The sequence below is a fragment of the Pseudomonas sp. YY-1 genome (genome assembly GCF_002843095.1).
GTDB classification, from domain to species: domain Bacteria; phylum Pseudomonadota; class Gammaproteobacteria; order Pseudomonadales; family Pseudomonadaceae; genus Aquipseudomonas; species Aquipseudomonas sediminis_A.
The window spans coordinates 1-24,432 of record NZ_PJLX01000013.1; the positions used below are offsets into that span (position 1 = coordinate 1).

The following is a 24,432-nucleotide window of genomic DNA, read 5'->3' on the forward strand; positions in this document are numbered from 1 at the left end:
GAAGCAGCTACTTTTTCAACAGAATCGGCCGGTTGCAGTCGATGACGACGGGCAGCTACCGGCCCAGAGTGTGTAAAAACACTTTCGTATCGTGGATGCCTCAGCTCAGCGCAGTTGGGCGAGTCGATTGCCCACGCATTTGCCACGATCAGCACCGGTAACGCTCCGGAGCGCTTATGAAACATTTTAGCGCCACCTGGAGCAGCAAAAGCCAAGGGCTTTTACGCCGCCATTGCCTTCAACAAGCCTTCGACACCGATGATTCTCATGACCCGCTTCATGTTGTAGGCGAGCACATTCAGACTCATCTCCGCACTGACGCCGGCCAGCCTACGTGTGAGGAAATGCGTGGATCCCATCCATTGTTTGAGCGTCCCGAAGGGATGCTCAACAGTGCGCTTTCGGACTCGCATCATGTCTGGCGCATGGTTCAGCCGGTTCTGCATTTCGTCTAGCACGGCTTCATGCTCCCAACGCCGCACTCGTCGCTGCTTGCTCGGCGTGCACTGAGTTTTCAGGGCGCAGCTCTGGCAGTTCGAACTCCAGTAACAGTGCATGTTCAGGCCTTTCTCGACGCTGGAGAAACGCCAAATCAATGCCTCACCAGCTGGGCAAACGTATTCATTTTTAGCTGCGTTAAAAACGAAGGCATCTTTGTTGAAACGCCCGTCCGCTCTAGCTCCTGAAGTCATCGGCTTGGGTACATAGGCGGTAATTTTTGCATCATGGCAGGCCAGGATTTCCTCGCTTTTGAAGTAGCCCCGATCAGCCACGACCGACAGCGTTTCTGAACCAATGGCTTCCCGCGCCTGCTTTGCCATCGAGCTGAGTTGGTCGCGGTCAGCGGCAACACTGGACGAAATGCAGAGCCGCTTGAACCAAGCACCAGAGATGATGAAGGTTCGAAAACGGACTGTTGAGCACCCCTTCGGGACGCTCAAGCAGTGGATGGGCGCAACGCACTTCCTGACCCGAAAGCTGAACGGGGTAAGTGCAGAAATGAGCTTGAATGTGCTCGCCTATAACTTGAAACGGGCGATGAAAATCATGGGTACCGAAGGCTTGTTGAAGGCGATGACGGCGTAAAAGCCCCGGCTTTTACTGTCCCAAGAGGTACCACAGTGCTTCATAAGCGCTCTGACTCGCCACCGGCGCTGATCGTGGCAAATGCTTAGGAAATCACTACGCCCAGGAGCAGTGGGCTGGGGCATACAAGATGCGAAAGTGTTTTTACACACTCTGGGCCGAAAGCCCCCGCTCTATACGCCTTAATCTCTCGTTCTTCCTAGCGGCATAGCCTGCCCGCCCCACACCGTAATCTGCGACAATCCCGCCTTTGCCCTGATTGCCCCGATCCAGATGACTGATCTCGCCACCCTGCAGAAGAACCTCGACCACGTCATGATCGCCGAGCGCCATCGTTTGCGCCGGCAGTTGCATGAGCTGCAGAAGCAGCCCGATGAGGCCAAGCTGGCGCAGTGGCTGGAGCGTTTTCAGGCGTCCAGCGACAAGGTGGCGGCGCGGCGTAGCAGCATCCCGGTGATGCGCTACGACGATGCGCTGCCGATTGCCGCCAAGCGCGACGAGATCAAGGCCGCGCTGGAGAAGAGTCAGGTGGTGGTGATTGCCGGTGAGACCGGTTCGGGCAAGACCACGCAGTTGCCGAAGATCTGTCTGGAGATCGGTCGGGGCGTGCATGGGCTGATCGGTCATACCCAGCCGCGACGGCTGGCGGCGCGTAGTGTGGCAACGCGGGTGGCCGAGGAGATTGGCACGCCGCTGGGCGAGCTGGTCGGCTATCAGGTGCGCTTCGAGGATCAGAGCAAGGACGGCACGCTGATCAAGCTGATGACCGACGGCATCCTGCTCGCCGAGACGCAGCATGACCGCTTTCTGGAAAAGTACGACACCATCATCGTCGACGAGGCGCACGAACGCAGCCTCAATATCGACTTCCTGCTCGGTTACCTGAAGACCCTGCTGCCGCGTCGCCCGGATCTGAAGCTGATCATCACGTCGGCGACCATCGATCTGGAGCGCTTCTCCAAGCACTTCAACGACGCACCGATCATCGAGGTGTCCGGGCGTACCTACCCGGTGGAAACCTGGTACCGCCCGCTGGCGGCGGAGGTGGACGAGGAGGGCGAGCGTCTGCTCGATGACCTGTCCATCGACCAGGGCATTCTCGCGGCGCTGGACGAGATCGCCGAGCACGAGCGCAGCGTGGGCAAGCGCCCCGGTGATGTGCTGGTGTTCCTGCCCGGCGAGCGCGAGATTCGTGAGGCTGCCGAGGTGCTGCGCAAGGCCAACCTGCGTTTTACCGAGGTGCTGCCTTTGTATGCGCGGCTGACGCCGGCTGAGCAGCAGAAGATTTTCGCGCCCATGGCCGGGCGCAAGATCGTGCTGGCCACCAACGTCGCCGAGACCTCGCTGACCGTGCCGGGCATTCGCTACGTGATCGACAGCGGCACCGCGCGCATCAGCCGCTACAGCTATCGCGCCAAGGTGCAGCGTCTGCCCATCGAGCCGGTGTCGCAGGCCAGCGCCAACCAGCGCAAGGGCCGTTGCGGGCGGGTCGAGCCGGGCATCTGCATTCGGCTGTACAGCGAGGAGGATTTTCTCGGCCGCCCGGAATTTACCGATCCGGAGATTTTGCGTACCAACCTCGCGGCGGTGATCCTGCAGATGCTGCACCTGCGCCTGGGCAGTATCGAGGACTTCCCCTTTATCGAGCCGCCAGACGGCAAGGCCATAAGCGACGGCTTCAACCTGTTGCAGGAGCTGTCGGCGGTCAACCGCGAAAGCCAGCTCACGCCCATTGGCCGGCAACTGGCGCGCCTGCCCATCGACCCGCGTCTGGGGCGCATGGTGCTGGAAGGCGCCAAGCAGGGCAGCCTGGAGGAAATTCTGATCGTCGCTGCCGCGCTGTCGGTGCAGGACCCGCGCGAGCGACCGATGGATCGCCAGCAGGCCGCCGACCAGGCGCATGCGCAGTGGAAGGATGTGGACTCGGACTTCGCCGCGTTGATCAACTTGTGGCGCGGCTTCGAGGAAAAACGCCAGGAGCTGGGCAGCAACCCGCTGCGCACCTGGTGCAAGAAGAATTTCCTCAACTACATGCGCCTGCGCGAATGGCGCGATGCGCACCGGCAACTGGTGCTGATCGCCCGTGATCTGCAATTGATGGGCAAAGGCAGCCAGAACCGCCCGGAGGCGCAGGGCGAGCAAACGGCGAACACGCCGCAGCCGACCAAGGACACCCGCGTCAACGCCATCGCCCGCCAGCAGGCCGAGGCCAGCGAGGCGGCAGTGCGGGCGAAGAATTACGCCGCCGTGCACAAGGCGATTCTCGCCGGCCTGCTCAGCCAGATCGGCCAGAAGACCGAGGAGGGCGACTACCTCGGCGCGCGCCAGCGGCGTTTCTGGATTCACCCGTCCAGCGTGATCGGGCGCAAGAAGCCCAACTGGATCATGGCCGCCGAGCTGGTGGAAACCACCAAGCTGTTCGCCCGTATGGTGGCGAAGATCGAGCCGGACTGGATCGAGCCGCTGGCCGCGCATCTGGTGAAGAAGAACCATCTGGAACCGCACTGGGAGAAGAAGCGCGGCCAGGTGGTGGCGTACGAGCAGGTCACCTTGTACGGCATGATCATCGTCGGCCGCCGCCCGGTGCATTACGGCCCCATCGACCCGCCGGTGGCGCGCGAGATGTTCATTCGCGAGGGGCTGGTGCGTGGCGATATCAACAGCCGCGCACGCTGCCTGACTGCCAACCGCCAGTTGCTCGAACGCCTCGACGAGCTGGAGGCCAAGTCGCGCCGCCGCGATATTCTTGCCGACGAGGAAACCCTGTTCGGCTACTACGAAGCGCGCATCCCGCAGGACATCTACCAGGCCGCGAGTTTCGAGAGTTGGTACAAGAAGGGCAGCGCCGCTGACGCGCAACTGCTGATCATGCGCGAGGAAGACGCCCTGGCCCGCGATGCCAAGGAAGTCACCGCCGCGCAGTACCCGGACACTTTGCGCATCGGCGAACTGCAACTGCCGCTGAGCTATCACTTCGAGCCCAACCACCCGCGTGATGGCGTGACCCTGCGCGTGCCGGCACCGCTGTTGCCGCAACTGCAGCCCGAGCGTCTGGAATGGCTGGTGCCAGGGCTGCTGGAAGCCAAGTGCATTGCCCTGGTGCGCGGCCTGCCCAAGGCGCTGCGCAAGAACTTCGTGCCGGTGCCGGACTTCGTCGGCGCCGCGCTGGGCAAGCTGGTGTTCGGCCAGGGGTCGTTGCCGCAGGCACTTGGTGCCGAGCTGCTGCGCATGACTGGCGCGCGGGTGTTCGACGAGGCCTGGGCGGAAGCGGCTGAAAGCATCGAAAACCACCTGAAGATGAATATCGAGGTGGTCGATGCCCAGGGCAAGTTCCTCGGCGAAGGCCGCGACCTTGCCGAGCTGACCGCACGTTTCGCCGAAGCCAGCCAGGCTGCGCTGGCCATTCCGCAGCAGGACAAGACGCCGAAAGCGGTGGAGGCCAAGGCCTTTGCCGAGGTGGCCGAGAAGGCCCAGCAGAAGATCGCCGGCCTCTCCATGACGGTCTACCCGGCGTTGGTAGAGGAGGGCGGGGTGATCAAGGAAGGGCGCTTCCCGACCCAGGCCGAGGCCGACTTCCAGCATCGCCGTGCGTTGCAACGCCTGCTCCTGCAACAGCTGTCCGAGCAGGCCAAGTTTCTGCGCGGCAAGCTGCCGGGGCTGACCGAGCTGGGCCTGCTGTACCGCGATATTGGCCGTGTCGAGGCGCTGGTCGAGGACATTCTGCTGGCCAGCCTGGATGCTTGCATCCTCGACGGCGAAGCGACGTTGCCGCGCGACGGTGCGGCCCTGGCGCAACTGGCCGAGCGCAAGCGCGGCGGCTGGACCGCGCATGCTGAGCGCATCGCCCGCCTGGTGCTGGAGATTCTCAAGCTCAACCACGGCTTGCAGAAGCGCTTCAAGGGCAAGATCGACCTGGCCCAGGCCATGGCGCTCAATGACATCAAGCTGCAACTGGCCAATCTGGTCTATGCCGGCTTCGTGCGTGAGACGCCGGGCGAGTGGCTCAAGGAGATTCCGCGTTATCTGAAGGCCATCGAGCAGCGTCTGGACAAGGTGGGTGCGCAGGTGCAGCGTGACCGCGTATGGACGGGCGAGCTCACCGGCTACTGGGAACAGTACAAGGCACGTGCGGCCAAACATGTCCAGGAAGGCAAGCGCGATGCGCAGCTCACGCTGTATCGCTGGATGCTGGAGGAGTACCGGGTGTCGCTGTTCGCCCAGCAACTGGGCACCAAGATGGCGGTATCGGACAAGCGCCTGAGCAAGCAGTGGACGCTGGTTGAAGGTTGATGATCGGCGCTCGCCCCGGTGCAGGGACGAGCCAACCACTGATAAATGCGGAAACCGAGAAAGATGAGCGCAAGTGAAGATAATTCCGGGCTGGGGCGCCGTGGCTGCCTCGGCCTGTTTCTGGTCGGCCTGGCCTTTGTCGTACTGATTTTCGCCGGGCTGATCTACATCATGACCCGTCCGCAGGACGCCGAGATCGAGGCCGGCGAGCGCGCGGCCATCGAGGCCTGCTGGAAGAGCGCGCAGGCCACCGAGCGCAGCTTTACCGAGGAGAGTTGCCAGGAAATGGAGAAGCAGTTCCTGCGCAAGTTCGGCCATCAGCCATGAACCTGCTGGAGCGTTTGAGCTTCAAGCATTTGGTGGTGGGTTTCTGCGTGCTGGCGCTGGGGATTGTGGTGCTGATCTGGTGGCTTAGCGGCGCGGCCTACCTGCGGCCCTATGCTGAGCAGACGGTGATCTTCGGTCAGGGCGAGTTGAAGCTGCCGCCTGAACTGGCGGGCCCCGGCCCCATTCGCGTGGTGCACTTCTGGGACCCAGATTGCCCCTGCAATGCAGAAACCGACGCGCACCTGCGCTACCTGATCGGCCTGCACCGCAATGCCGATGTCGAGTTCTACAGCGTGCAGAGGCCGGGCAGCACAGGCGAGATCGCGCCGTTTCTGCGGGGGCGGATGAAGCCTCTGCCGGGTATCGAGGGCATGGAGTCGCTGCCGGCCAGCCCGGCCCTGGCGATCTGGGATCGTGACGGCAAGCTGGCCTATGCCGGGCCATACAGCGAAGGGTTGGTGTGCAACTCCAGCAACAGCTTCGTCGAGCCGGTGCTCGATGCGCTGACCCAGGGGCGCCATGTGTCGCTGGCCAGTGGGTTGGCGGTGGGGTGTTATTGCGCTTGGAAGTAGTGGGGTAGGCTGATCTGCCTACAGGCGCCTCGCTTCTCCGGATGTTTGTCCGTCTTGAAGAGCGTTCCGTGTAGGAGCCCCGCCTCGGGGCGAAGCGTTCGCCAGGATTACCGGGGTTGTGGCCGATTCGCCGCGAGGGCGCGGCTCCTACAGGATGGTCGCATGTCCGGGTTTTCAACTGTGTTGTCCGGATGCAAGCCGGGGCACATATCCAATCGTTCCGGGTTGCGTGAGGGTTAGGTGAAGCCATCGCGGCTGAAGCCGCTCCTACGGAATAGGGGTAGGAGCGGCTTAAGCCGCGATGCTTTTGGCCGCGCTCAATTGCCCCGGATTGCATCCGGGCTACAACACCAGCCGCCTTCGGCCTCTACTTGACCCCGCTCTGCGCTCAGCCTTTCGCGAGGCTGACGCTCATCACCTGCGCATTCGAAAACCTCGAAATCTCCTCAATGTCAAGGCAGGCCGTGCTGTGAGCTAGCGGCATCTTTCCTTGCAATGATTCCTGTCAATTTGCTGACAAACAGCTCTAAAACGGGCCTGTGATCATTTGTCGCACCCCTGCGATTCTTTGCTGGCTTCTTGCTGCAAAGTGTTTCAAATCTTTGCGTAAATGTTTCGAAACATGTCGCAGAGATGCTGTAAGTTCGCTCATAAGTAGGCCGCTAACGAATTGAATGAGGCCTTTTTAGCCGGCAACATCGTCGAATCCCACGGTTTTACCGCTTCGCTTGCACGGATGCTCAAGCTCTGAGTTCTCGCTGCCGGCCTTTGCTCGATGGGCCGCACGGCAACTGAAGCCGATTGTGGGGCTCACTCAGTTGAAGGTCGTGACATGAAAGAAGAGAAATACCATCGTTGTGTGCGCTGGCTGGTGATGGCGATTGCCTTCTCGGCGCTCGGTGGATGTGACTGGGCACTGTTCAACTCGAAAGGGCAGATCGGTGTCGAGCAGGGCAACCTCATCCTGATCTCCATTGGTCTCATGCTGATCGTGGTCATTCCCGTGATCGTCATGACCTTCTGGTTTGGCTGGCGTTATCGCGAGTCGAACGAGAAGGCCACCTACATGCCCGACTGGGCACATTCGCACAAGATCGAACTGGTCGTCTGGGGCGTTCCCCTGATCATCGTCGCCGTTCTGGCAGTCATCATCTGGCAAACCTCGCATTCGCTCGACCCCTATCGCCCGATCGAATCGGACAAGCCGGCACTGAACATCGAAGTCGTCTCGCTCGACTGGAAATGGCTGTTCATCTACCCGGACCAAGGCGTGGCGGTGGTCAATGAGCTGGTAATTCCGGAGAAGACCCCGGTGACCTTCCACATCACCTCCGACACGGTGATGAACGCGCTGTCGATCCCGCAACTGGGCGGGATGATCTACGCCATGGGCGGCCAGCGCACCCAGCTCAACCTGATCGCCAACGAACAGGGTGAGTTCTTCGGCCAGTCCGGCAACTTCAGCGGCGAAGGCTTCTCGGCCATGCGCTTCACCACCCACTCGGTCAGCGATGAAGGCTTCGCGCAGTGGGTCGACAAGGTCAAGCAGTCGCCCGAGGTCATGGACTTTGCCGCCTTCAAGCAGGTGGGCGAGCCTGGCGAGATGGTCCATCACCGTTACCCGATCTACCCGATCCGTTACTTCGGCCAGGTCGAGGCGAACCTGTTCAACAAGGTGATCGGGCAGTACGTGACCCTGAAAGATTCCCACAGCACGGCCATGCACGAAGCAGCGGAGGTGCAGGAGTGAATATGTTTGGAAAACTGACTCTGGACGCGATTCCGTACCACGAGCCAATCATCATGATCACCCTGGCCATCGTGGCGCTGGGCGGTCTGGGGCTGTTCGCGGCGGTGACCTACTTCAAGAAGTGGGGCTACCTGTGGAGCGAGTGGCTCACCTCGGTGGACCACAAGAAAATCGGCGTGATGTACATCCTCGTCGCGCTGGTCATGCTGGTGCGTGGCTTCGCTGACGCGATCATGATGCGCACCCACCTGGCGATGGCCCACGGTGACGGCCAGGGCTACCTGCCGCCGGAACACTACGACCAGATCTTCACCGCGCACGGCATCATCATGCTGATTTTCGTGGCCATGCCACTGGTCACCGGCCTGATGAATATCGTCGTGCCGCTGCAGATCGGCGCGCGTGACGTGGCCTTTCCCTATCTGAACTCGCTGAGCTTCTGGCTGTTCGTCGGCGGCGCGCTGCTGATCAACCTGTCGCTGGGCCTGGGCGAATTCGCCAAGACCGGCTGGGTGGCTTATCCGCCGTTGTCAGGGATTCAGTACAGTCCCGGCGTGGGGATGGACTACTACATCTGGAGCATGCAGCTATCGGGCTTGGGCACGACGCTGACGGGGGTGAACTTCATCGCCACCATCCTCAAGATGCGTGCACCGGGCATGAGCCTGATGAAGATGCCGATCTTCACCTGGACCATCCTGGTGACCTGCGTGCTGATCTGCGGCGCCTTCCCTCCGCTGACCGCGACCCTGGCGATGCTGTCGCTGGACCGCTACCTGGATTTCCACTTCTTCACCAATGAACTGGGCGGCAACCCGATGATGTACGCCAACCTGTTCTGGATCTGGGGTCACCCTGAGGTGTACATCCTCATCCTGCCGGCGTTCGGCGTGTTCTCCGAAGTGGTGGCGACCTTCTCGCGCAAGACCCTGTTCGGTTATGCCTCGATGGTCTGGGCGACCGCGGCCATCGGCGTGCTGTCGTTCGTGGTGTGGCTGCACCACTTCTTCACCATGGGCTCGGGGGCCAGCGTCAACGCTTTCTTCGGCATCATGACCTCGATCATCGCCATCCCCACCGGGGTGAAGATCTTCACCTGGCTGTTCACCATCTTCCGTGGCCGTCTGCAACTGAACGCCATGACCTGGATGACCCTGGGCTTTCTGGTGACCTTCTCCATCGGCGGCATGACCGGCGTGCTGATGGCGGTACCGGCGGCGGACTTCGTGCTGCACAACAGCCTGTTCCTGATCGCCCACTTCCACAACGTGATCATCGGCGGTGCGGTGTTCGGCTACCTGGCCGGCATCATCTACTGGTTCCCGAAAGCCTTCGGCTTCAAGTTGCTCGACCGCTTCGGCCGCTACTCCTTCTGGTGCTGGCTGATTGGGTTCTACTTCGCCTTCATGCCGCTGTACGTACTGGGCTTCATGGGCATGACCCGTCGCCTCAACCACTTCGACAACCCGGCCTGGGTGCCGTGGGTGCAGGTGGCCGTGGTCGGCGCTGTGCTGATCGGTATCGGCATCGTGTTCACCGTGGTGCAGTTCGTCACCAGCTACATCAAGCGCAAGGAAAACGTCGACGTGAGCGGCGACCCCTGGGATGGCCGCACCCTGGAATGGGCGACTTCCTCGCCGCCTCCGTTCTACAACTTCGCGGTCATCCCGACGGCGGACAAGATCGACGCCTTCTATGAGGCGAAGAAGAACGGTGTCGAGCTGATGCCTGCGCCGGAGCACTACGAGCCGATCCACATGCCGAAGAACACCGGTAACGGCCTGGTGGTGTCGGCGTTCGTCATCGCCTTCGGCTTCGCCATGATCTGGCATATCTGGTGGCTCGCCATCGTCGGTCTGGTCGGCGCGGTAGTCAGCTTCATCGTGCGTTCCTACGACGAAGACATCGACTACTACGTGCAGCCCGAAGAGATCGCGCGGATCGAGCAGGCGCACCACCAAACCAAAGCCAACGCAGTCGTACAGGCCTAACCATGACCGCTTACGAACCCCATTTTCCGCATGACGCTCATGGTCACGGCCATGAGCACCACCACGACACCAGTGGGATCAAGCTGTTCGGCTTCTGGGTCTACCTGATGACCGACCTGCTGATCTTCGCCACGGTGTTCGCCACCTTCGCGGTACTCAGCAACTCCTTCGCCGGTGGCCCCACCGCGAAGGAAATGCTCGGTGGCGGCTTGCACCTGGTGCTGGTGGAAACCTTCGCACTGCTGTTTTCCAGTATCACCTACGGCATGGCCATGCTCGCCACTTACCGTGGTGACAAGGCTGCGGCACTGCGCTGGCTGGGCATCACCTTCCTGTTCGGTGTGGCCTTCATCAGCATCGAGCTGTACGAGTTCCGCCACCTGATCCATGAAGGTGCCGGGCCGCAGGTCAGCGCCTATTGGTCGGCGTTCTTCACCCTGGTCGGTACTCACGGCCTGCACGTCAGTGCCGGTCTGCTGTGGATGCTGGTGCTGATGTTCCAGGTCGGCAGCCGTGGCCTGACCGACACCAACAAGATTCGCGTCGGGCTGCTCAGCCTGTTCTGGCACTTCCTCGACGTGGTGTGGATCTGCGTGTTTACCGTCGTCTATCTGCTGGGGGTGCTGTAAATGGCTCACCAAGACAATCACGCCGCCCACGCCGTGGGCTTCAAGGATTACCTGACCGGTTTCATCCTGTCGGTGATCCTCACCGTGATCCCTTTCATGCTGGTCATGCATCCTGACGTGCTGGGCCTGAGCCGTGGTGCGACGCTGATCACCGTGGTGCTCTTCGGCCTGGCGCAGGTGCTCGTGCACCTCGTGTACTTCCTGCACATGAAGACTGACGCGGAAGGCCGCTGGAACGTCGTTTCGATGATCTTCACCGTGCTGATCATCGCGTTCGTGGTCGGCCTGTCGGTCTGGATCATGTGGAGCATGCACTATCACATGATGATCAACTGATGCTGGCGCTCCTGAAGCAGTACCTCAACCTCGCCAAGCCGGGCATCGTCTTCGGGAATCTGATTTCCGTGACGGGCGGTTTCTTCCTGGCTTCGCGCGGCGATGTGAACCTGGCGCTGTTTTTCGCGACAGCGCTGGGGGTTTCGTTGGTGATCGCCTCAGGCTGCGTGTTCAACAACTACATCGATAGGGACATCGACCAGAAGATGGAGCGCACGCGTAATCGCGTTCTGGCGCAGGGGCTGGTTTCACCTGCGCACGCCATCGTCTATGCCTTCGCGCTCGGGTTAGCCGGGGTGGCCGTGCTGTACGCCGCCACCAACACCCTGGCGGTGATGCTGGTGCTCATGGGTTTCGTGGTCTACGTCGGCCTCTACAGCCTGTGGCTCAAGCGTGGCTCGGTGTATGGCACCCTGGTCGGTAGCCTGTCCGGGGCGGCTCCGCCCGTGGTCGGCTACTGCGCGGTGAGCAACGAGTTCGATGCTGGCGCGGCCATCCTGTTGTTGATCTTCAGCCTGTGGCAGATGCCGCATTCCTATGCCATCGCCATCTTCCGTTTCAATGACTACCAGGCCGCGAACATTCCGGTGCTGCCCGTCATCAAGGGGATTTCGGCGGCCAAGCGGCAGATCGTGCTGTACATCGCCGCCTTCGTGGTCGCGACCCTGATGCTGACGCTCAGCGGTTACGCCGGCTACAGCTACTTCGTGGTCGCCGCGCTGAGCGGCGCCTACTGGCTGTGGATGGGCGTGTCGGGTTACAAGGCCGTCGATGATCGGGTGTGGGCGCGCAAGCTGTTCACCTTCTCCATCGTCACCATCACCATGCTCAGCGTGATGATGTCGGTGGATTTCATCTCCTCGCCCGAGCAGGTATTGGTGACCTCCATCAATCACCTGTGCAGCCAGTTCGCTGGCAGCGCGCAGGGCATCTGTGCGGTGGTCGCGGGTATCTGATCCTGACTCCGTGGGAGGGGCTTCAGCCGCGACTGTCGCCGCTGAAGCGCCTCCCACGGTGTTCCTGTCGTGGATTGGATTCGCGCTTCACATCCCTCGCCGGTGGGCATGTAGTCAACTTCGTAGGAGCGGCTTCAGCCGCGATTGTCATCGCTGAACCGCCTCTCACGGTGTTCCTGTCGTAGGGTGGATGTCGCTCTTTACATCCACCAGCCGGTGGATCGGTAAGGCGTGATCCACCCTACGGCAGCACCTTCAGCTTGGGCCAAGTCGCCAGCCAATTCTTGCTGCGCAATCGTTGCTGGTAGATCGGCAGTTTCTCGCCCTTGAACCTTCCGGTCGGGCGCACCACGAGGTCGAAAAGGTCTTCCAGGCCAAGTGGTGCGGCCACTTCAACCTCACCCTGCGCATCCAGCCGCACGGCTACCGCCGTCGCAGTCTCCGGCCAATACCGCATCGCTTCGGTAGCCGAGGCGTAGGGCGCATCGCCATTGCGCAGATGCATGCGCGCCTGATTCTTCACCGACCACTGCAGCGATTCGTCCTCTTGGCGCAGGATCGTCTCCAGCTCAGCATCGCGAGCGGGGGCGGTTTGGCTGCGGTCGAACCAGATCACGTCGATATCTTCCGGCAGCGGCGAGGGCGTGCGTTGGTGCAGGTGATCCCAGACTGCGCTGCGTACGAAACCGGCGGCCACCCAACAATCGGGCAAGTCGAGCCCGCGCACCTGCTGCAGGATGCGCAGGCGCCGAGGGTCGTTGATGATGAGGGTCCGGAGGCGAGCAACGAGGTTCATGCGCGCAGCCTATCAGTGGTGCCTGTTGCGGCTCCACAACGTAGGAGCGGCTTCAGCCGCGATTGTCGCCGTACTGAAGCGCTTCAGATACTGCGCTGATTGACCCGCTGCGACAGCGCCTCGGCCGACTCCTTGCGTTCGGAGTAGCGGTCCACCAATTCGGGGTGGTCGCGCAGTAGCCAGGTGAAGCGCACCAGCTCTTCCATCACATCGACCAGGCGGTCGTAGTAGGGCGACGGCTGCATGCGGTCGTCATCGCCGAATTCGAGAAAGGCCTTGGGTACCGAAGACTGGTTGGGGATGGTGAACATGCGCATCCAGCGGCCGAGTACGCGCAACTGATTGACCACGTTGAACGACTGCGAGCCGCCACACACCTGCATCACCGCCAGGGTCTTGCCCTGAGTCGGGCGCATCGCGCCCACGGCCAGCGGCACCCAGTCGATCTGCGCCTTGAATACCGCCGACATGGCGCCGTGGCGTTCCGGCGAGCACCACACCTGGCCTTCAGACCACTGCATCAGGTCGCGCAGTTCCTGCACCTTGGGATGCTCGACCGGGGCGTCGTCCGGCAGTGGCAGGCCGGACGGGTCGAAGATGCGCGTCTCGCAGCCCAGATGCTGCAGCAGGCGCGACGCTTCCTGCACCAGCAGGCGGCTGAACGAGCGCGGCCGGGTGGAGCCGTACAGCAGCAGAATGCGCGGTGCCGGGGCCGAGTCGCTGCCTTGTGCCGGCAGCAGGGCGAGGTCGAGATTGGGTAGTTCGTCGTTCATGCGCGCGTCCTCACTCCTGACCGATACGGTTGAGCGCCTGTTGCAGCTCGTCGCGGCTCATGTCCGCCAGGGGCAGGGCGAGGAAGGCGCGGCAGCGTCGTTCGATATGTGCCAGGGTGGCGTGGAACGCGGCGTTGATGCTGGCCTCGTCGCCTTCCACGTGGGACGGATCTTCCAGGCCCCAGTGGGCTTTCAGCGCCGGGCCGAAGTACACCGGGCAGGCTTCGCCGGCCGCCTTGTCGCAGACGGTGATGACGATATCCGGCGGGCAATCTTCGAAGGCGTCGTTGCCTTTGCTGCTCAGGCCCTCGGTGTCGATGCCGGCGTCGCGCAGCGTTACCAGCGTACGCGGCAGCACCTCGCCGCGCGGGAAGCTGCCGGAGCTCACCGCCTGGTGCTCGCTGGGCGCCACGTGATTGAACAAGGCTTCGGAGAGGATGCTGCGGCAGCTATTGGCCGTGCACATGAACAGGACTTTCATTGGAAGGCTCCAGATCAGAGGCTCAGGCGCAGGGCCAGTGCCGAAAGGGTGAGCAGCAGCACCGGCAGGGTGAGCACGATGCCGACCTTGAAGTAGTAACCCCAGGTCACGCGGATGCCCTTGCGCGCCAGTACGTGCAGCCAGAGCAGAGTGGCCAGGCTGCCGATGGGGGTGATCTTCGGCCCCAGGTCGCAGCCGATCACGTTGGCGTAGATCATCGCCTCGCGCACCGCGCCGCTGGCCTGGCTGGCGTCGATGGCCAGCGCGCCGATCAGCACGCTGGGCATGTTGTTCATCAGTGACGACAGCAGCGCGCTGAGCAGGCCGGTGCCCAGCGCCGCGCCCCAGATGCCATAGGCTGCGAAGGCGTCGAGCAGGCGCGTCAGCTCGGTAGTCAGGCCGGCATTGCTCAGGCCGTAGACCACCAGGTACATGCCGAGGGAGAAGATCACTACCTGCCAGGGCGCCTCGCGCAGCACCTTGCCGGTGGCGATGCGCTTGCCGCGCGCGGCGACGGCGAACAGCAACGCGGCACAGGCCGCTGCTACGGCGCTGATGGGGATGCCAAGCGGCTCCAGGGCGAACAGCCCTATCAGCAGCGCCAGCAGCACCACCCAGCCGACCTTGAAGGTGCTGAGGTCACGGATCGCCTGGCTCGGTGCCTGCAGCGCCGTCACCTCATAGCGCGCCGGAATGTCGCGTCTGAAGAACAGCCACAGCACCAGCAGGGTGGCGGCGACGCTGACCAGGTTCACCGGCACCATCACCGCCGCGTAGGCGCCGAAGCCGATGCCGAAGTAGTCGGCCGAGACGATGTTGACCAGGTTGGACACCACCAGCGGCAGGCTGGCGGTGTCGGCGATAAAGCCGGCAGCCATGACGAAGGCCAGGGTCGAAGCCGGCGAGAAACGCAGCGCCAGCAACATGGAAATCACGATGGGGGTGAGGATCAGCGCCGCGCCATCGTTGGCGAACAACGCCGACACCGCCGCGCCAAGCAGGATGCTGAAGGCGAACAGGCGCGCGCCGCTGCCGTTGGCCCAGCGCGCCACGTGTAGCGCAGCCCATTCGAAGAAGCCGGCCTCATCGAGTAACAGGCTGATGATGATCACCGCGATGAAGGTCGCCGTGGCGTTCCACACGATGTCCCACACGGTAGGGATGTCGGCGAAGCTAACCACGCCGGCAGCCAGGGCCAGTACTGCGCCGAGCGAGGCGCTCCAGCCAACGCCGAGGCCTCTGGGTTGCCAGATGACCAGAATCAGGGTGAACAGGAAGATGGCGACGGCGATCAGCATGCGGTGTTCTCAGCAGCAGGTGGCGAGGCGGGCAGGGCGGTCGCCCATGTTGGCGAGACGGCTGGCGTCCTGCTGCAACCACATGCGGTTGGCGGCCAGGGTGGCGGCCAGTACGTCGCGCACCCACTGCGGCAGATCGGGCGCAAGGCGGTAGTAGACCCATTGGCCCTGGCGACGATCCTGTAGCAGGCCGCTACTGCGCAGTTGTGCCAGGTGGCGGGAGATCTTCGGCTGGCTGTCGCCCAGCGCACAGACCAGCTCGCACACGCACAACTCGCCCTGCTCGGCGATCAGCAGCACGGCGCGGGCGCGGGTTTCGTCGGCCAGGGATTTGAACAGCGCGGTTGGTGAGAGGTGCTCGGACATTGGGTAAGTCCATATATGCGGGTTGGCAAATATACGGAAATCCATATGTTCTAGGCAAGTTGGTGGTGGTTTTGGGCGGCTTTGCACTACAGTCCCCGAGTCAGGGCACCTCTAAAAACTACCTGAGTTGCCATCGCTGCGTTAAAATCAGACTCAAAATGCTCATTTACAACTCGTAAACTGCGCTTTTTCGCCTGTTTTTGCCTTGCGCTGACTGCCTCGCCTACGTTTTTAGAGGCGCCCTCCGGTCGCCGGGACGGATTTTCCCGGCCAGAGATTTTGAGGGAGGCGCTTGATGCGTTTACCGCGCATGCGCAATGTGATGGCCTGGACGCTGGTGGTGCTGTTGTTGATCGTGGTGGCCTTGCTCGGCATTCGTATCGCCGGGCTATCGTCGTTGCCCGAGCTGGAAACCTGGCACCGCCTGGTGCCGCAGGAGCTTGAGGTCAGTGAGCTGGACGAGGGCGACTGGCAGACCTACGTGGCTGCCGAGGCGGCTCTGTTCGAGCGTCTGCAGCGTGAGCTGATCGAGCCGGTCACGGCCTCCGGCACGGCGCCCTACAGCCGTTACGCCAGCGATAGCCCGGTCTACCCCGGCAATCTGCCGCGTGACTGGAACCGCTCCTTCATCCTGCAGTCGCCAGGTCCGGCGCGGGGCGTGGTGGTGTTGCTGCACGGCCTCACCGATTCACCCTACAGCCTGCGCCATATCGCCCAGCATCTGAGCGAGCAGGGGCTGCTCGCCGTGGTGCCGCGCATGCCCGGCCATGGCACGGTGCCGGCGGCGCTCACTGCTGCGCACTGGGAACAATGGCTGGCCACCACGCGCCTGGCTGTACGCGAAGCGCGGCGCCAGGTGCCGGACGGGCCGCTGTATCTGCTCGGCTATTCCAATGGCGGTGCTCTTGCGCTGCGTTACAGTCTGGCGGCGCTGGAAGACGAGCGCTTGGCCATGCCGCAACGCCTGGTGCTGATCTCGCCGATGATCGGCGTCACCAGCTACGCGCGTTACGCCGGGTTGGCGGCTTTACCGGCGTTGCTGCCGGCCTTCGCCAAGTCGGCCTGGATGAACGTGCTGCCGGAGTTCAACCCGTTCAAGTACAACTCCTTCCCGGTGCATGCGGCGCGGCAGACCTACGAGCTGACCCATGAGGTGCAGAGCGCCTTCGACGTTGCCGAGGCCGATGGCCGTCTGTCACGACTGCCGCCGGTACTGGCCTTCCAGTCGCTGGCTGACAGTACCGTGAGCACACCGGCCGTTGTGCGCCAGCTGTTCGAGCGCCTACCGGCCAATGGCAGTGAGCTGGTGGTGTTCGATATCAATCGCTCGCAGGCGGCCAGTTCGCTGTTGCGCACGGACATGAGCGGGTTGCTGGAGCAACTGCTACCACCGGCCAAGCGTGACTACGACCTCACTGTGGTTGGCGTGGCGCCGGAGCAGGGGCGTGCGGTGGAAGCCAGACGCATCGCTGCAGGTAGCCAGCAGGTGCAGCGCGTGTCGTTGGGGGTGGATTACCCGCGCCAGCTGTTCTCGCTGTCGCACGTGGCCTTGCCGTTTCCGCCCAGTGATCCGCTGTATGGCAGTGATCCTGCTGCGGGCGAAGACTACGGCGTAGCCCTCGGTACCCTGGCGCCGCGCGGTGAGCACGGCGTATTGGTGGTGGGGCTGGACAGCCTGCAGCGGGCGACGTCCAACCCCTTCTACGCCTATTTGCGCGAGCGCATCGACGAAGACCTGTAGGTGGCTCGGTGCGCACGGCGCACCCTACGGTTGCCTCGCGTAGGGTGCGTCGGTCGTAATGGCGGATTCAGGTCACAACCGGAAACGCCCAACCAGGCCATCGAGCTGGGTCGATAGCGCCTGCAGGTCGCTGCTGGCCTGGTTGAGCTGATCGGCGATATGGGTGGTGCCGACGGTCAGCTCGTTGATGTCGACGATATTGCGGTTGATGTCCTCGACCACGCTGGACTGCTCCTCGGTAGCGGTGGCGACCTGGATGTTCTGATCGCTGATCTGGCCGATATGGCTGTTGATCTGCTCCAGCGCGGCCGACGCCTTGCTCGCATATTCCACCACCAGCGCGCTCTGCCGTTGCCCCTTGGCCATGGCCTCGACGGCCGAGCGTGATTCGTTCTGCAGGCGGTCGATGACCTGCTGGATCTCCTCGGTGGATGCGCCGGAACGGCTGGCCAGGGTACGCACCTCGTCGGCCACCACGGCGAAGCCACGGCCTTGTTCACCAGCGCGCGCTGCTTCGATGGCGGCGTTGAGGGCGAGCAGGTTGGTCTGTTCGGAAATGCTGCGGATGGTGTTGAGCGTGGTGCTGATGGCGTCGGTCTGGGCAGCCAGCGCCTCGATCACCTTGGCGGCCTGTTCCAGTTCGCCGTTGAGGGCATCGACCTGGCGATGCGCCTGGCTGACCACGGCGCTGCCGTCGCTGGCGTGCTGGGTCGCTTCGCGGGCGACTTCTGCGGCGTTCTCGGCGTTATGGGCAATCTCGTTGACGGTCGAGCCCAGCTCGTTGATCGCAGTGGCCACTTGCACCGTACGGTCGCTCTGCGCGGTGCAGTTGCTCTGGGTCAGGCGCGCGCGTTCGGCCACGTCACGGGCCATGCCCGAGAGCTGACGCGAGTTGTCGGCGAGCTGGCGCATGGCGCCGTGCACCTTGTCGATGAACTGGTTGAAGCTACGAGCGATCTCGCTCAACTCGTCCTGGCCGGGCAGGTCGATGCGGGTGTCCAGGGCCAGGTTGTCGGCCGCCTGGCCGAGGCTGTTCTGCAGCACGCTGACGCGGCGACGCAGCTGGATGACGATCAGCCAGGAAATGATGATCGACACCAACAGGCCGATGGCGATGATGGCGATCTGGCGAGTCAGGCCATCGTCGTAGCTTTGTGCGCTGTGCAGGTTCTGCTGCTCAGCCTGTTTGAGCAGGGCATCGAGCAGGTCGTTGGCACCCTGGCGCATCACGCCGTAGGTCTTGGCGTACTGGTCGCGGTAGATCTGCTGCGCCTTGGCCATGTCACCCGCATCGAAGGCGGCGAGCATCGGGTTCAGTTCGTTGCTGACCATTGCCTCGAACTGATCGAGCAGTTGTTGCGCCTGCGCCTTGCGCTCCGGGTTGACCTGCGCTGCCACGGCCTGGCGCATCGCTTCGCGCATGCCGGGCACATCTTCGTTGCGAGCATCCTGCACGCGGGATTTCACACCGCGTTCGTCGCGCAGCGGGGTTTCCTGCAGCAGCATCATGTCGATGCCGACGCGCATGCGTGGGATGCGTGAGGCCACCTCGGCCATGGCGCGCATGGGCGCGGCGGTATTGAGATAAAGCACCTCAGTGTCTCGATGCATGCTCGACATGCTGCTCAGGCTGGTCAGCGCGACCAGCAACAGGGCGATGCAGGGAATCGCCACCGCGATGATCAGGCGGGATTTCAAAGAGAGGGCGTCGAGACGCATGGGAAAACTCCATTTCGAGAGAGGGCGCAGCGCATCAGCCTATCGGACCGATGTTGCCGCTCCTGTATCGGCCGCGATGGCCCGCAACATGAGAGCGAAGGCGACCACTTTGGCGAAAAGGAGTAGGCCGACCATCAGGCCGGCCTTCAACACTCAGATTTGCAGTAACGCATCCAGCTTGCCGCCACGTTCCAGTGCGGCGAGGTCATCGAAGCCGCCGACGTGGCGTTCGCCGATGAAGATCTGCGGCACGCTGCGGCGGTTGCTGCGCTGTAGCATTTCCGCCAGACGCTGCGGCGAACTGCTCACGTCGATCTCCTCGTAGGTCACGCCCTTGCGCGTCAGCAGGCTCTTGGCATTGACGCAGTAGGGGCAATGGTCGGTGGCGTAAAGAGTGACGGCTTGCATGGCGCACCTCCTGTCTTGTCAGACGGCTACGGGCGGAAAGTCGACGGCGGTTTCGGCCAGGTTGTTGAGGTAATTGGTCAGCGTCATCAGGGCGACATTGGCCACCACCTCGACGATGGCGGCGTCACTCAGCCCGGCCTCGCGTGCAGCCTGTAGCTGCGCATCGCTGATGCGCCCGCTGCTGTCGATGATCTGCCGGGTCAGACGCGCCACGGCATCGAACTCGCCATCGCGGGCGCTGCGGATGTCCGCCTCGCTCAAACCGGCCTTGCCGGCGAACAGGGTGTGCGCGGCCAGGCAGTATTCGCAGCCGTTGACCTGCGAGCTGGCCAGTGCGACCACTTCGCGCGCCTTGGCATTCAGCGTACCCTTGCCGAGCGCCTGGGACAGCGCCAGATAGCCGCTCAACGCGGCCGGGGCGTTAGCCAGGGTGGCGAAGGTGTTGGGGATGAAACCGAGGCCCTTGCGGATGCCTTCCAGTTGCGCCTGGGCGCTGGCAGCGGTTTGTTCGAAGGGCAGTGCGGCGATACGAGTCATGGTGATTCTCCAGTCTTGGGTGGGGAGCTTGTCGTTCAAGCCTGGAGCCAGATTAGTGAAGCGAGCTGGCTTTTCGGATTCAGATCGTCGATGTTATGCGACAGATCGTCCAAGAGTGCGAGATGACCATGGATCGCCTGTCCAGCCTGCTGCATCACTTCAATCTGCACGCCAGCACCTTCCACCGCGGTGGGTTCTGCGGCACCAGCAGCCATGGCGAGCATGAGCCGCATGGCTACATTCACCTGCTGCGTGCCGGGCGCATGAGCTTTCGCGAAGGCGATGGCCGCGAGCTGCGTCTGCAGGAGCCGAGCCTGATGCTGGTGGCCAGACCGCGCCTGCACCAGATGACGGCCAGCGAGGCCGATGGCGCCGAGTTGGTCTGCGCCACCTTGGCCTTCGATGGCGGAATCGACAATCCACTGTCGCGGGCATTGCCTGGTGCCATCGTCAAACCCCTGCGTGAATTGCCGAGCCTGAGCGGTTGCCTGGACTGGCTGTTCGCCGAGGCGGCAGGAGACGATTGCGGGCGCGAGCTGGTGCTCAACCGCCTGTTCGAGTTGATGGTGATCCAACTGCTGCGTCATCTGATGAACAGCCGCGAACTGGCCTCGGGGATGATGGCGGGCCTGGCCGAACCACGCCTGGCCCGTGCGCTCAATCAGCTGCACGAGAAACCGCAGCATGGCTGGTCGGTGGCCGAGCTGGCGGCGCTAGCGGGTATGTCACGGGCCAGTTTCGCCGCGCACTTTCACCAAGTGGTGGGTGCTACGCCGGCCGATTATCTGGTGGGCTGGCGCGTCAGCCTGGCGCAAAAGCGTCTGCGCGAGGGCCGGCCCATGGCATTGATCGCCGACGAGGTTGGCTACGAAAGCCCCTCGGCCCTGGCCCGCGCGTTTCGCCGCAAGGTGGGGGCGAGTCCCAGCGAGTGGCTGCGTCAGGTCGCTCAATAGGCGAAGTGGGTGATGGCTTGCCTGACTCTGTTCAGCGCGTCTTCAAGTTGCGCCAGGGTGACCGAGCCAAGGGCCAGGCGCAGCGCATGGGGCACCTGCTCCGAGGTGCTGAACGGCTCAGCGGTGGAGACCGCCACCTGCTCGTGCATCAGACGCGCCACGACCTGATCGGCGCGCACCTCGGCCGGTAACGGCAGCCAGAGGAAATAACTTGCCTCATGGCCGACCGGTTGCAGGCCGGCCAGCACGCGCCGAGCCAGTGCTTGTCGGCAGCGGGCGTCCTCGCGCTTCTGCGCTTGCAGGCGGGCCAGTGTGCCGTCTTCGGTCCAGGCGCAGACCAGCGCCGTCATGATGCCCGGGGTGTTCCAGGTGCTGGCGCGGATGCTGCGCTCCAGTGCGGCGACCCAGACGGCAGGCGCAGTCAGGTAGCCAACCCGCAAGCCGGTGGCGATGTTCTTCGAGAAGCCAGATACATGCACCGTGCGTTCGGGCGCCAGAGCGGCCAGTGGTGCTGGCGCCGAGCTGGCCAGGAAGGCGTAGGCGGCATCCTCGATGATCAGCAGATCGTGCTGGCGGGCGATGTCGATCAGGCGCTCGCGCTGTAGCAGGTCGAGTACCCAACCCAGCGGGTTGTGCAGGGTTGGCATGCTGTAGATAGCCCGCACTCGGCGAGTTCTGCACAGCGCCGCCAGTGCGTCGAAATCGGGGCCGCTGGCATCGCAGGGTACTGCCAGCAGTTCCACGCCGCGCGCGGCGGCGGCGGCCTTGAAACCGGGGTAGGTAAGTGTGTCTACCGCTACCACGTCACCGGGTTTGAGCAGGGTCTGCAGGGTCAGCGCCAGGCCGTGTTGGGCGCCGTTGACGATCAGCACCTGTTGCGCCGTGACCGGGAGCCCCTGATCCGTCAGGTGCCTGGCCAGCAATGCCCGCTCATGGGGGCGCCCGGCATGCGGCTGGTAGCGCAGCAGTGCTTCCAGATCCCCGGACAATGCCAACTGGCGCAGGGCCTGGCGCAGCAGGTCGGCCTGGCCCGGCAACGTGGGGTAGTTGAAGTTGAGGTCGAGCATGCCACCCTCGGTCGCCGGCTGGTCGATACCGTGGCCAGGCGCCAGGCTGGTCTCACGCACGAAGGTGCCGCGTCCGGTTTCGCCACTCACCAGGCCCATGGCGTGCAGCTCGGTGTAGACCCTGGACGCGGTGACCAGGGCGATGCCGTGCTGTGCGGCCAGTTCGCGGTGCGTGGGAAGGCGTGTGCCGGGCGCGAGCGCGCCACAGCGGATGTCGGCGGCCAACTGATCGACCAGTTGCTTGTAGCGCGCGCGGGGCATGGGTTGTATCCATGACAATTATTTGATTGTAATGATCTTTGCCCCGAAGCTGCGTGGCAACCCGTTTCATCACAGGAGCTGCCATGCACATCGCCATTCTGACCTTCGAGGGGTTTAACGAGCTCGACTCGCTGATCGCCTTCGCCATTATCAACCGCGTCCGCCGGCCCGACTGGCGCGTCAGCATCGCCAGCCCAGCTGCGCGCGTGACATCCATGAACGGGTTGGTGATCGATAGCCACATCGACCTGCAGCAGGCCTGCGCGGCCGATGCGGTGATCGTCGGCAGTGGCATGCGCACCCGTGAGGTGGTGGCGGACGAAGCGCTGATGGCGCAGCTGCGCCTCGACCCGGCGCGCCAACTGCTGGCGGCGCAGTGTTCCGGCACGTTGCTACTGGCCCGGCTCGGCCTGCTCGACGGCGTGCCCGCCTGCACCGACCTGACCAGCAAGCCTTGGGTGCAGGAGGCGGGTGTGCAGGTGCTCGACCAGCCGCTGTTCGCCCGTGGCAATGTCGCCACGGCGGGCGGCTGCCTGGCGTCGACCTATCTAGCCGCCTGGGTCATCGCCCGTCTGGTCGGCCTCGACGAGGCGCGCCAGGCGCTGCACTACGTGGCGCCTGTGGGTGAGAAGGCGCAGTACCTGGCGGGGGCGATGGCGGCGATCGGTCCATATCTTCAAGGCCGTACAGAGGCGTGACCGGTTCGTGCATCGTGGCAAGCTGTCGTACCATCGCCGACTGACCCCGCCACGAGCCTTCGCGCATGTTCGAAATCCAGCCCATCGATCCAGCCCATTACCGCCAGCAGACCCGTCGCAGTACTGCGGTTATCGCGGTCATCTTCGTAGCGCTGGCCATGCTTTGCGCCACGCTGAGTACGCAGCTGTTCGGTACGCCCGGTGGTGACAACTTCAAGTGGAATCTGCTCGGTGTGGTGGTGGGGCTCGGCCTGACCATCGTCCTGGTGCGCCAGCAACTCTGGTCGCGGCCATTCATGGCGCCGGCCGTCTACGGCTGGCGGCTAAAACGCAGCCTGATGCGCGTCACCAACGTTATGCACCACGTCAAGGCGGGCGTGGCGCAGGGCGATGACAGCGCGATGAAACTGCTGCGCTTTTACCACCTGGGGGTGACCCAGATGCATCAGCTCGATGGCAATTCCAGCGAGCTGAGCCAGATGGTGCGCGAGATCGACAGCCATCGTGAGGCGATGGAGCAGCAGGGGCTGGATATCGAGCAGACGCGGCTCGACCCGGCCTGGCTGGAGCGGGTGAAGGCGTTCAAAGCGGCCTGATCAGTTGTCCAGCGACAACTCCAGCGTCTGACCTTGCCAGATGCCCTGGCGACGGCGCGCGATCACCAGGCAGTCACCCGTGCCGACCGCACTTACCACCTGTCGTCCACCGGGCGCCCAGAACGCGCTGCGTCCGGCACAGGACCAGCCGCCGGAAGGACCGCCATGGTTGGCCATCAACACCCCGAGTGACAGTTCACGGGCATAGCCTTCGAGCAATTCGCTGTCATGCGGGTAGCCGTTTTTGCTGATCAGCACACTGGTCGCGTAGATCCCCGCGCCGCGCTCGACGGCAGCCCTGGCATGGCTGGCGTGAGTGAAGTCCGCGCAGATTGACAGGGCGATGCGCTCGTCGCCGAGGTGCAGCGGCGCACCGCCAGCGCCCGGGCTGAACACCCGTTCTTCACCCGCATGCAGATGCTGCTTGGTGTAGATGGCCTGCGAACCATCGGCGCCGCACAGCACTGAGCCGATCAGGATGGCGTCGCTTTCGGCTGTTCGCAGCGGTAGGCCGACCACCGTGGTCATGCGCAGCTGCTTGGCCAATGTGCGCACAGGCTGCAGTAGGGCAGCGTCCGTCGTCTGCGCCAGTTCGCGTGCCAGCGAGGGCTCGTAGCCGGTCAACGATAGTTCGGGGAACAGCAGAAAATCGATGCGCTGCTCGGCGGCGAGTCGCATGACCTGCAGGTGGCGCTGGAGGTTGGCGTCGAGGTCGCCGGCGATGGCGCAGTATTGGGCGGCGCAGAGATCGAGGTCGGTCATGGGGCTTGCTGTCACCTTGGGTCGCGACAGTAGAGCATG

The 24,432-nt window shown here is 63.4% G+C and carries 22 protein-coding genes and 3 pseudogenes; 13 read left to right on the top strand and 12 right to left on the bottom strand.

Annotated features, from left to right (window positions below; genetic code table 11):
* Positions 1-221 precede the first annotated feature (221 nt).
* A pseudogene (locus CXP40_RS17585) lies at positions 222-845 on the bottom strand (transposase); the annotation flags it as partial.
* Between the two features lies 1 nt (position 846).
* Here CXP40_RS17585 and CXP40_RS17590 point away from each other — a divergent pair.
* The 9 genes and pseudogenes from CXP40_RS17590 to cyoE form a co-directional block, all read left to right on the top strand.
* Positions 847-1,086 (top strand): annotated as a pseudogene (locus CXP40_RS17590) (transposase); the annotation flags it as partial.
* A 273-nt stretch (positions 1,087-1,359) separates the two neighbouring features.
* Positions 1,360-5,376, top strand: a complete 4,017-nt coding sequence (gene hrpA, locus CXP40_RS17595) for an ATP-dependent RNA helicase HrpA (protein ID WP_106734815.1) — start codon at positions 1,360-1,362, stop codon at positions 5,374-5,376.
* 63 nt (positions 5,377-5,439) lie between these two features.
* Positions 5,440-5,703, top strand: a complete 264-nt coding sequence (locus tag CXP40_RS17600; protein WP_106734816.1) for a hypothetical protein — start codon at positions 5,440-5,442, stop codon at positions 5,701-5,703.
* Complete coding sequence (locus CXP40_RS17605) at positions 5,700-6,275, top strand: DUF6436 domain-containing protein (RefSeq protein ID WP_106734817.1); 576 nt, start codon at positions 5,700-5,702, stop codon at positions 6,273-6,275. Before CXP40_RS17600 ends, CXP40_RS17605 begins: the two co-directional genes overlap by 4 nt.
* Before the next feature lie 832 nt (positions 6,276-7,107).
* Positions 7,108-8,025 carry a ubiquinol oxidase subunit II gene (cyoA, locus tag CXP40_RS17610; protein WP_106734818.1) on the top strand — a complete coding sequence of 306 codons (918 nt, stop codon included), beginning with the start codon at positions 7,108-7,110 and terminating at the stop codon, positions 8,023-8,025.
* A gap of 2 nt (positions 8,026-8,027) precedes the next feature.
* A complete protein-coding gene (gene cyoB / locus CXP40_RS17615; RefSeq protein WP_072426020.1) occupies positions 8,028-10,016 on the top strand; it encodes a cytochrome o ubiquinol oxidase subunit I in 1,989 nt (662 codons plus the stop codon).
* A gap of 2 nt (positions 10,017-10,018) precedes the next feature.
* On the top strand, positions 10,019-10,645 hold the full coding sequence (gene cyoC, locus CXP40_RS17620) for a cytochrome o ubiquinol oxidase subunit III (protein WP_106734819.1): 627 nt from the start codon (positions 10,019-10,021) through the stop codon (positions 10,643-10,645).
* Entirely contained in the window at positions 10,646-10,981 is a 336-nt protein-coding gene (gene cyoD / locus CXP40_RS17625; RefSeq protein WP_037004643.1) for a cytochrome o ubiquinol oxidase subunit IV, read from the top strand.
* On the top strand, positions 10,981-11,937 hold the full coding sequence (cyoE, locus tag CXP40_RS17630) for a heme o synthase (RefSeq protein WP_106734820.1): 957 nt from the start codon (positions 10,981-10,983) through the stop codon (positions 11,935-11,937). Before cyoD ends, cyoE begins: the two co-directional genes overlap by 1 nt.
* Positions 11,938-12,178: 241 nt before the next feature.
* Here the strand turns inward: cyoE and CXP40_RS17635 are convergent, their stop codons facing one another.
* From CXP40_RS17635 to CXP40_RS17655, 5 genes are all read right to left on the bottom strand, one after another.
* Positions 12,179-12,733 carry a nucleotidyltransferase family protein gene (locus CXP40_RS17635; RefSeq protein ID WP_106734821.1) on the bottom strand — a complete coding sequence of 185 codons (555 nt, stop codon included), beginning with the start codon at positions 12,731-12,733 and terminating at the stop codon, positions 12,179-12,181.
* Between the two features lie 83 nt (positions 12,734-12,816).
* A complete protein-coding gene (gene arsH / locus CXP40_RS17640) occupies positions 12,817-13,506 on the bottom strand; it encodes an arsenical resistance protein ArsH (protein WP_106734822.1) in 690 nt (229 codons plus the stop codon).
* A gap of 10 nt (positions 13,507-13,516) precedes the next feature.
* On the bottom strand, positions 13,517-13,987 hold the full coding sequence (locus CXP40_RS17645) for an arsenate reductase ArsC (RefSeq protein WP_106734823.1): 471 nt from the start codon (positions 13,985-13,987) through the stop codon (positions 13,517-13,519).
* A gap of 14 nt (positions 13,988-14,001) precedes the next feature.
* Positions 14,002-15,285, bottom strand: coding sequence for an arsenic transporter (locus CXP40_RS17650; RefSeq protein WP_106734824.1), 1,284 nt, complete (start codon positions 15,283-15,285; stop codon positions 14,002-14,004).
* A gap of 9 nt (positions 15,286-15,294) precedes the next feature.
* Entirely contained in the window at positions 15,295-15,651 is a 357-nt protein-coding gene (locus CXP40_RS17655; RefSeq protein ID WP_106734825.1) for a metalloregulator ArsR/SmtB family transcription factor, read from the bottom strand.
* A 295-nt stretch (positions 15,652-15,946) separates the two neighbouring features.
* Here CXP40_RS17655 and CXP40_RS17665 point away from each other — a divergent pair, with 295 nt between their 5' ends.
* Positions 15,947-17,392 (top strand): carboxylesterase, encoded by a 1,446-nt coding sequence (locus CXP40_RS17665; RefSeq protein ID WP_106734826.1) that lies wholly within the window; start codon positions 15,947-15,949, stop codon positions 17,390-17,392.
* 72 nt (positions 17,393-17,464) lie between these two features.
* Here CXP40_RS17665 and CXP40_RS24270 read toward each other — a convergent pair whose 3' ends face one another.
* The 4 genes and pseudogenes from CXP40_RS24270 to CXP40_RS17680 form a co-directional block, all read right to left on the bottom strand.
* Positions 17,465-18,304, bottom strand: a complete 840-nt coding sequence (locus tag CXP40_RS24270) for a methyl-accepting chemotaxis protein (protein ID WP_371916971.1) — start codon at positions 18,302-18,304, stop codon at positions 17,465-17,467.
* Between the two features lie 18 nt (positions 18,305-18,322).
* Positions 18,323-19,111 (bottom strand): annotated as a pseudogene (locus CXP40_RS24275) (MCP four helix bundle domain-containing protein); the annotation flags it as partial.
* A gap of 153 nt (positions 19,112-19,264) precedes the next feature.
* Complete coding sequence (gene grxC / locus CXP40_RS17675) at positions 19,265-19,519, bottom strand: glutaredoxin 3 (RefSeq protein ID WP_106734828.1); 255 nt, start codon at positions 19,517-19,519, stop codon at positions 19,265-19,267.
* An 18-nt stretch (positions 19,520-19,537) separates the two neighbouring features.
* The gene (locus CXP40_RS17680) at positions 19,538-20,056 is read right to left on the bottom strand and encodes a carboxymuconolactone decarboxylase family protein (protein ID WP_106734829.1); all 519 of its coding nucleotides are present in this window, start codon (positions 20,054-20,056) and stop codon (positions 19,538-19,540) included.
* Between the two features lie 122 nt (positions 20,057-20,178).
* Here CXP40_RS17680 and CXP40_RS17685 point away from each other — a divergent pair, with 122 nt between their 5' ends.
* A complete protein-coding gene (locus CXP40_RS17685; protein ID WP_106734830.1) occupies positions 20,179-21,009 on the top strand; it encodes an AraC family transcriptional regulator in 831 nt (276 codons plus the stop codon).
* Here the strand turns inward: CXP40_RS17685 and CXP40_RS17690 are convergent.
* Complete coding sequence (locus tag CXP40_RS17690) at positions 21,003-22,337, bottom strand: PLP-dependent aminotransferase family protein (protein ID WP_106734831.1); 1,335 nt, start codon at positions 22,335-22,337, stop codon at positions 21,003-21,005. The genes CXP40_RS17685 and CXP40_RS17690 overlap by 7 nt on opposite strands.
* Before the next feature lie 83 nt (positions 22,338-22,420).
* Between CXP40_RS17690 and CXP40_RS17695 the strand changes: the two genes are divergently transcribed.
* Both CXP40_RS17695 and CXP40_RS17700 read left to right on the top strand, forming a co-directional pair.
* Entirely contained in the window at positions 22,421-23,035 is a 615-nt protein-coding gene (locus tag CXP40_RS17695; protein ID WP_106734832.1) for a DJ-1/PfpI family protein, read from the top strand.
* A gap of 65 nt (positions 23,036-23,100) precedes the next feature.
* Positions 23,101-23,631 (top strand): DUF3087 domain-containing protein, encoded by a 531-nt coding sequence (locus tag CXP40_RS17700; RefSeq protein ID WP_106734833.1) that lies wholly within the window; start codon positions 23,101-23,103, stop codon positions 23,629-23,631.
* Here the strand turns inward: CXP40_RS17700 and CXP40_RS17705 are convergent, their stop codons facing one another.
* A complete protein-coding gene (locus CXP40_RS17705; RefSeq protein ID WP_106734834.1) occupies positions 23,632-24,393 on the bottom strand; it encodes a carbon-nitrogen hydrolase family protein in 762 nt (253 codons plus the stop codon).
* Positions 24,394-24,432: the final 39 nt, after the last annotated feature.